This is a genomic window from Pararhodobacter sp., from assembly GCF_034676075.1.
In the GTDB taxonomy this organism is placed as follows: Bacteria; Pseudomonadota; Alphaproteobacteria; order Rhodobacterales; family Rhodobacteraceae; genus Pararhodobacter.
In genome coordinates this window covers 1-5,353 of record NZ_JAUCCQ010000183.1, presented here as the reverse complement: position 1 = coordinate 5,353, position 5,353 = coordinate 1, and the positions used below count along the sequence as shown (strand labels likewise).

Sequence of the window (5,353 nt, the reverse complement as noted above, 5' to 3'; positions counted from 1 at the left end):
ACCTGGAGGTCCCGGCCAGCGCCGATATCGTCGTCGAGGGCCGCTTCCTGCCGCATGAACGCCGCCCCGAGGGGCCCTTCGGCGAGTTCATGGGCAATTACGTCGAGATCGGCCCGAACCACGTCTTCGAGGTGACGCATGTCAGCTACCGCAAGGACGCGGTGCTGCACGGCCTCCTCTGCGGCTCGCCCGAGGATCTGCGGCCCCTGGAGGCGGTGACGGCGGCGCGGGTCTATCGGGCGGTCAACGCGGCGGTGCCGGGGGTGATCGACGTGAGTTGCCGGCCGAATGTGATGATCTCGATCATCAAGATCAGGAAGGCCTACGAGGGCCACGCCCAGCACGTGTTCCTGGCGGCGCTGGCCTCGCATCTCGATTACAACAAGGTGGTCATCGTGGTGGACGAGGATGTGGACATCCACGACCTCGATGATGTCATGTGGGCCTATCTGACACGGGGCCGGGCGGATACGCGGGCGATGATCCTGAACGACATTCCGGGCTTCTACCGCGATCCGAAGAAGGATCACTGGGGGCGGCTGTGCATCGACGCGACGATGCCCTGGGGACGGGAAGCGGAATTCGCCCGCAAGTCGATCCCCGGTCAGGACGGGATCGACCTGAAGGACTGGCTGGCATGAGCCGCGCGCCGGAGCGGCTGATCGTCGGCATCTCGGGCGCGTCGGGGGTGCGCTACGGGGTGCGGCTGCTGGAGATCCTGCGGGACACGCCCATCGAGACGCATCTGGTGATGACCCCCGCGGCCGAGATCACGCTGGCGCACGAGACCGATCTGAAAGTGGCGCAGGTCCACGATCTGGCCGACCGGGTGCACGCCGCGAAGGATATCGCGGCCGGGATTTCCAGCGGGTCGTTCCGCACGCTGGGGATGGTGGTCGCGCCCTGCTCGATCCGGTCGATGTCGGAGATCGCGACCGGCGTCACCTCGGGCCTGCTGACGCGGGCGGCGGATGTGGTGCTGAAGGAGCGGCGCAAGCTGGTGTTGATGGTGCGGGAGACACCGCTGCATCTGGGGCATCTGCGGACAATGACCCAGCTGGCCGAGATGGGGGCGATCATCGCCCCGCCGGTGCCCGCCTTCTACAACCGGCCCGGCAGCCTCGACGATATCATCGATCACAGCCTCGGCCGGGTGCTGGACCTGTTCGGGATCGAGACGGATCTGGTCCGCCGCTGGAAGGAATGACGGGGCTGTCCCACGCGTGGGACATCTTCCAACCCCAATGTTTCCAAGGACTTGATCGGGGCCTTTAACCTTTGGGCAAGAGTGTCCCACACCGCAGCCCCTTGCCCGGGGGTCCGCTGGCGGCTATCCCCGGTGCATGCGCATCCTTGAGAACGTGATCAGCGACCGCGGGTCGAAATATGCCGTCTCGGGCGGGCCCTGCCGCAGCGAGGAAGAGGCGAAGGCCTTCGTCAAGGAGCTGTGCCGCAAGAAGAAATTCGCCAAGGCCACGCATAATTCCTGGGGCCTCGTGACCGCCGACGGGCCGCTGAAGAACGACGATGGCGAGGCCGGGGCGGGCATGGTCATCCTGCGGATGCTGGAGCGCGAGGGCGTGACGGATCATATCGTCGTGGTGACGCGCTGGTTCGGGGGCAAGCATCTGGGCGGCGACCGCTTCCGGCATGTGCAGGAAGCGGTGCGGATTTATCTGGACGCGCCCTGAGCCGGGCCGAAGGCGTCGAGCAACTGCGCGATCTCGCCCTCGGTCACCGGCGTCCCGCCGAGGAAGGACCGCAGGCCGGGCAGCGGATCGGCAGCGCCAGCACCCCGCGCCGCCAGCCAATCGGCGATGATCGCGGCCTGCACCCGCTCGGCCGCCAGTTCCACCGCTTTCAGCCGGTCGCGAAAGCCTTCGCGCTGATCGTCCGCGACCCCGGCCACCGGCGCCCGCAAGGCGATGCGCAGCGCCCGGGCCGGGCGCACGGCGGCGGCGCGCCAGGGTTCCGACCGGCTGCGCAGCGCCTGAACCTCGGCCGGGGACAGAGGCGCGCCCAGCGCCCGGGCGGCATAGCAGAGCCCGAGCAGGACCATCACGTCGATGCCCCCCTGATCCTGCAAGCGCAGGCAGAGGGGGGCGATGCCCGGGCGGGCATAGGCGGCGGTGATCGCCGCCCACAGCGCGTCTTCGCTGTTCATTCCGCGTCGATGCGGAAGGCGGGCGGCGTCGGGCGGGTCACGTCAGGAACCGGGATGGCGTCGATCATGCGGCGGGTGAACTCGTGCTGGGGGTTGGACCAGACCTGCCGCGCGGGGCCGGTCTCGACAATCTCGCCCTTGTACATCATCGCCACGCGGTCGGCGAAGGTTTCGACCAGCATCAGGTCGTGGCTGATGAACAGGTAGCTGAGGCCCATGTCGCGCTTCAATTCCCAGAGCAGGTTGATGATCTGCGCCTGAATCGACACGTCCAGCGCCGAGACGGGTTCATCGCAGATCAACAGGTCCGGCTGCATGACCAGCGCCCGGGCGATGCCGATCCTTTGCCGCTGCCCGCCCGAGAATTCATGCGGGAAGCGGCGGGCCCAGTCGATGGGCAGGCCCACGCGTTCCATCATTTCATGCGCGCGTTTCAGGCGGGTGGATTTGTCGCCGATCTGGTGGATATCCAAGGGTTCGCGGATCAGTTGCTCGACCCGTTTGCGGGGGTTCAGGGACGAGAACGGGTCCTGAAACACGCATTGGATATGCGGCCGGTAGCGTTTGAGCCGGAACCGGTCGAGGCCGGCGATGTCGTTGCCGTCGTACTCGATCACTCCCGAGGAGGGCGCTTGCAGGCCGAGAATGGTGCGGGCGAGCGTGGTCTTGCCGCAGCCGGATTCGCCGACCAGCGCCAGCGTCTCGCCCCGGTTCAGATGCAGGGAGATGCCGCGGACCGGGTGGATCGTCTGTTTGCCGACGCGGAAGCTGACGTGCAGATCGTCGATGCGCAGGAGGGGATTGGTCATGTCAGACCCTCGCGTCGGTGACGGGGTGGTGGCAGGCGAAGCCATGCGCGCCCTCAAAGGTCGGATCGGGGAAGCGCGCGCGGCAGAGGTCGCTGGCATTGGCGCAGCGGGGGGCGAAGCGGCAGCCGGGCATCGGGTCGGCGATGGAGGGGACGGTGCCGGGGATCTCGCGCAGGACGCCGCCCTGGGCCGAGGCGCGTTCTGGGTTCGGCGTCGCGTCCAGCAGGCCCCGGGTATAGGGGTGGCGGGGGTTGAGGAAGAGGTCGCGGGTCGGCGCCTCCTCGGCCTTGTTGCCGGCGTACATGACCATGACGCGGTCGGCGGTATGGGCGACGAGGCCGAGGTTGTGGGTGATGAGGACGATGGCGACGCCGGTATCCCGTTGCAGCCGTTTCAGCAGCCGCATGATCTGGGCCTGAACGGTCACATCGAGCGCGGTCGTGGGCTCGTCCGCGATCAGCACATCGGGGTTGCAGGCCAGCGCCATGGCGATGACCACGCGCTGCAATTGCCCGCCGGAGAGTTTGTGCGGATAGGACCAGGCGAGGGTCTCGGGGTTGGGCAGATCGACCTTGGACAGCAGGTCGATGACCCGCGCCCAGGCCATCGCGCGCGGGAGTTTCTCGTGCTCCTCGATCACCTCCAGCACCTGTTTGCCGACCGGATAAAGCGGGTCGAGCGCGGCCATCGGTTCCTGAAAGACCATGCCGATCTCGGCGGCGCGGACCTTGCGCATGGCGCGGTTGTCGGTGATCGGCAGCTCGCGGCCCTTGAAGCGGATGGTGCCGGAGAGGCGTTCCACCGCATCGGGCAGAAGGCCCATGATGGCGAGCGAGGTCATCGACTTGCCGCAGCCGGATTCGCCGACGATGGCCAGCGTTTCGCCCGCGTTCACGTGGAACGAGACGCCGCGCAGGATCAGCACGCCGGGTTTCTTGCGGACACAGATCTGCAGGTTCTCGACCTGAAGGATGGGGTTGGTCATCACTGCCCCCTCTGGCTGCGGAGCCGCGGGTTGAGGTAGTCGTTCAGCCCGTCGCCCACGAGGTTCAGCGCCAATGCGGTGAGCAGCAGGGCGATGCCGGGGATGGTCATGATGTACCAGGCGTCGCGCAGGTTGTTCTTGCCCATGCCGATCATCGTGCCCCAGGTGGTCACGTTCGGATCGCCGAAGCCGAGGAAGCTGAGCGCGCTTTCCATCAGGATGGCGGTGGCGATCATGATGGTCGACATGACGGTGACGCCGGACATGGCGTTGGGCAGGATCTGGGTGAAGATGATGCGCATGTCGCTCATCCCGACGACGATGCAGCCCTGCACATAGGCTTTCTCGCGCAGGACCATGAACTCGCCGCGCACCAGACGGGCGATGGCGGGCCAGCTGACCACGGCGAGCGAGAAGATGATGACCTGAATGGACGGGCCGAGGACGGCGACGACGACGATGGCCAGCATGAATTGCGGGATGGTCTGGAAAAGCTCGGTCACCCGCATCAGCAGGTTGTCGATCCAGCCGCCGTAATAGCCCGCGAAGGACCCGACGAGGATGCCGAAGACCATGGCGACGGTGACCGAGGCGAAACCGACCAAGAGCGAGATCTGCGCGCCGTAGAAGAGCCCGGACAGGATGTTGCGGCCCAGCCCGTCGGTGCCCAAGGGGGCGCCCGGGTACTGGCCCGGCCATTGCAGCGGCGGGCCCATCATCGTGTCGGGGGGCTGCGGGAAGAAGAGGGGCGCGGTGGCGGCCATGAAGAACACCGTCGCCAGCAGCAGGAGGCCCAGCAGCATCATCCAGTCACGGAGGATGGCGGTCAGAAGGGATTTCAGGCGGTCCATCACTTCAGCTCCACGGTCGGGTTGATGACGGCATAGAGCAGGTCCACGATCAGGTTGGCGAGGATCACGAAGAACGAGCTGAGGACGAGGATGCTGAGCAAGAGGTTCAGGTCGCGCTGGAACATGGCGTCGAACATCAGCCGGCCGACCCCGGGCCAGGAAAACACCGTCTCGGTCAGCACCGCCCCGCCGAGGAAATTGCCGACATTGGTGCCGACCACGGTGACCAGCGGCAGAACTGCGTTCCTGAGCGCGTGGCGATAGGACAGGCGGCGTTCGGAGATGCCCTTGGCCCGGGCGACGCGGATGAAGTCGAGCGACAGCACCTCCAACATGCCCGCCCGGACGAGGCGGATGTAGATGGCGAGGTAGAAAATGGACTGCGCCAGCGCCGGCAGGATCAGGTGATGGGCGATGTCCACCATGCGGTCCCAACCTGTGTTGAAGGCCAGCACGTTCTCCATCCCCGAGGTGGGCGTCCAGCCCAGCGTCACGGCGAAGATCAGGATCATCATCAGGCCGATCCAGTAGGGCGGCGTGCCAT

At 66.7% G+C, this 5,353-nt stretch carries 8 protein-coding genes; 3 read left to right on the top strand and 5 right to left on the bottom strand.

Annotation, left to right across the window (positions count from 1 at the left end; all coding sequences use genetic code 11):
* From VDQ18_RS22640 to VDQ18_RS22630, 3 genes are all read left to right on the top strand, one after another.
* A partial coding sequence (locus VDQ18_RS22640; protein WP_323023121.1) for a UbiD family decarboxylase domain-containing protein occupies positions 1–641 on the top strand: 641 nt, incomplete at its 5' end.
* The gene (locus VDQ18_RS22635) at positions 638–1,207 is read left to right on the top strand and encodes a UbiX family flavin prenyltransferase (protein ID WP_323023120.1); all 570 of its coding nucleotides are present in this window, start codon (positions 638–640) and stop codon (positions 1,205–1,207) included. The genes VDQ18_RS22640 and VDQ18_RS22635, both read left to right, overlap by 4 nt.
* A 136-nt stretch (positions 1,208–1,343) precedes the next feature.
* Positions 1,344–1,691 carry a YigZ family protein gene (locus tag VDQ18_RS22630; protein ID WP_323023119.1) on the top strand — a complete coding sequence of 116 codons (348 nt, stop codon included), beginning with the start codon at positions 1,344–1,346 and terminating at the stop codon, positions 1,689–1,691.
* Here the strand turns inward: VDQ18_RS22630 and VDQ18_RS22625 are convergent.
* The 5 genes from VDQ18_RS22625 to VDQ18_RS22605 all read right to left on the bottom strand — a co-directional run.
* Positions 1,673–2,164: a TIGR02444 family protein gene (locus VDQ18_RS22625; RefSeq protein WP_323023118.1), complete on the bottom strand. Its 492-nt coding sequence runs from the start codon at positions 2,162–2,164 to the stop codon at positions 1,673–1,675. The genes VDQ18_RS22630 and VDQ18_RS22625 overlap by 19 nt on opposite strands.
* The gene (locus tag VDQ18_RS22620; protein WP_323023117.1) at positions 2,161–2,973 is read right to left on the bottom strand and encodes an ATP-binding cassette domain-containing protein; all 813 of its coding nucleotides are present in this window, start codon (positions 2,971–2,973) and stop codon (positions 2,161–2,163) included. The genes VDQ18_RS22625 and VDQ18_RS22620 overlap by 4 nt, the downstream gene beginning before the upstream one ends.
* Position 2,974: 1 nt before the next feature.
* On the bottom strand, positions 2,975–3,958 hold the full coding sequence (locus tag VDQ18_RS22615; RefSeq protein ID WP_323023116.1) for an ABC transporter ATP-binding protein: 984 nt from the start codon (positions 3,956–3,958) through the stop codon (positions 2,975–2,977).
* On the bottom strand, positions 3,958–4,809 hold the full coding sequence (locus VDQ18_RS22610; RefSeq protein WP_323023115.1) for an ABC transporter permease: 852 nt from the start codon (positions 4,807–4,809) through the stop codon (positions 3,958–3,960). Before VDQ18_RS22610 ends, VDQ18_RS22615 begins: the two co-directional genes overlap by 1 nt.
* Positions 4,809–5,353: ABC transporter permease (locus tag VDQ18_RS22605; RefSeq protein WP_323023114.1), on the bottom strand; the 545-nt coding region annotated here is incomplete at its 5' end. The genes VDQ18_RS22605 and VDQ18_RS22610, both read right to left, overlap by 1 nt.

What these genes read in the sequence shown, in the direction of transcription:
- VDQ18_RS22615 (WP_323023116.1), bottom strand. Translation starts at nt 3,958, where the DNA reads ATGACCAACCCCATCCTTCAGGTCGAGAACCTGCAGATCTGTGTCCGC.
- VDQ18_RS22610 (WP_323023115.1), bottom strand. Translation starts at nt 4,809, where the DNA reads ATGGACCGCCTGAAATCCCTTCTGACCGCCATCCTCCGTGACTGGATG.
- VDQ18_RS22620 (WP_323023117.1), bottom strand. Translation starts at nt 2,973, where the DNA reads ATGACCAATCCCCTCCTGCGCATCGACGATCTGCACGTCAGCTTCCGC.
- VDQ18_RS22625 (WP_323023118.1), bottom strand. Translation starts at nt 2,164, where the DNA reads ATGAACAGCGAAGACGCGCTGTGGGCGGCGATCACCGCCGCCTATGCC.
- VDQ18_RS22635 (WP_323023120.1), top strand. Translation starts at nt 638, where the DNA reads ATGAGCCGCGCGCCGGAGCGGCTGATCGTCGGCATCTCGGGCGCGTCG.
- VDQ18_RS22630 (WP_323023119.1), top strand. Translation starts at nt 1,344, where the DNA reads ATGCGCATCCTTGAGAACGTGATCAGCGACCGCGGGTCGAAATATGCC.